A 1,440-nucleotide genomic window follows, 5' to 3' on the forward strand; every position below is an offset into this window, starting at 1 on the left:
TCACGTTGATCGCCGGGAACAGCAGGTCACCGGACTGCATCATCTCGTACAGGCGGTGGACACCCGTCGTGGTCTCCTCCGTCACGCCGCGGATCCCGGAGGCGAGGGCGGACCAGTCGATGTCCGTCTTCGCCAGCAGGCCCAGGACGATGGCCATTTCCTCGTTGTCGGCGGTGGAGGCGTCCGGGACCGCTCCGGCCTTCTGGTACTCGACGCCCTTGTGGACCAGGAGGGTGGCGTCACCGCCGTCGTCCAGGATCATGTTCGGGCCGGCGTGACCGGGCCAGGTCAGCGCCTGCTCCGTACACCACCAGTACTCCTCCAGCGTCTCGCCCTTCCAGGCGAAGACCGGGATCCCGGCGGCCGCGATCGCCGCGGCGGCGTGGTCCTGCGTCGAGTAGATGTTGCAGGACACCCAGCGGACGTCGGCGCCGAGCGCGACCAGGGTCTCGATCAGGACGGCCGTCTGCACGGTCATGTGCAGGGAGCCGGTGATGCGGGCGCCGGCCAGCGGCTGCGCCTCGGCGTACTCCCGGCGGATCGACATCAGGCCCGGCATCTCGTGCTCGGCCAGGGTGATCTCCTTGCGGCCGAAGGCGGCGAGGGAGAGGTCGGCGACCTTGAAGTCGGTGAATGCGGCAGACATGCGGTGTGCTCCTTGGAGAGGTGCGGGGGCGGAGGTCATCGGCGGCCTCCCGCGTTGAAGTAGCTCGCTTCGGGGTGGTGGATGACCAGAGCGTCGGTGGACTGCTCGGGGTGGAGCTGGAACTCCTCGGAGAGGTGGACGCCGATCCGCTCCGGCCGGAGGAGGCCGGCGATCTTCGCCCGGTCGGAGAGCTCCGGGCAGGCCGGGTAGCCGAGGGAGTACCGGCAGCCCTGGTACTCGGTACGGAACATGCCGTCCATGCCGGCCGGGTCGGATCCGGCGATGCCGAGTTCGGCGCGGACGCGGGCGTGCCAGTACTCGGCGAGGGCCTCGGCCAGCTGGACGGACAGCCCGTGCAGCTCCAGGTAGTCGCGGTAGGAGTCGGACTCGAAGAGCTCGGCCGTGGCCTCGCCGATCTTCGAGCCGACGGTGACCACCTGGAGGCCGATGACGTCGGTCTCGCCGGACTCCTCCGGGCGGAAGAAGTCCGCGAGGCACAGGCGGCGGCCCCGGCTCTGGCGCGGGAAGGTGAAGCGGGTCCGTTCGCCGCCGTCCCGGTCGAGGACGATCAGGTCGTCGCCCTTGGAGACGCAGGGGAAGTAGCCGTAGACCACGGCCGCTTCGAGGAGCCGCTCCGTGTGCATGCGGTCCAGCCACCCGCGCAGCCGGGGCCGGCCCTCGGCGGCGATGGAGTCAGCGTGCTTGAGGCCCCACTGGCCCTTGAACAGCGCGCCCTCGTCCAGCCAGGAGGCGTAGTCCTTGAGCGGGATGCCCTTGACGACCCGGGTCCCCCA

General features: G+C 70.3%; 2 protein-coding genes. Both read right to left on the minus strand.

The annotated features are described in order from the left end of the window. A partial coding sequence (locus ACIRBY_RS38730; protein ID WP_403910197.1) for an adenosylhomocysteinase occupies positions 1-646 on the minus strand: 646 nt, incomplete at its 3' end. Between the two features lie 35 nt (positions 647-681). Then, the coding region (locus ACIRBY_RS38735; protein WP_403910200.1) for a vitamin B12 dependent-methionine synthase activation domain-containing protein at positions 682-1,440 on the minus strand (759 nt) is incomplete at its 5' end.

The sequence above is a fragment of the Streptomyces sp. NPDC096136 genome, from assembly GCF_044763325.1.
Taxonomy (GTDB): Bacteria; Actinomycetota; Actinomycetes; order Streptomycetales; family Streptomycetaceae; genus Streptomyces.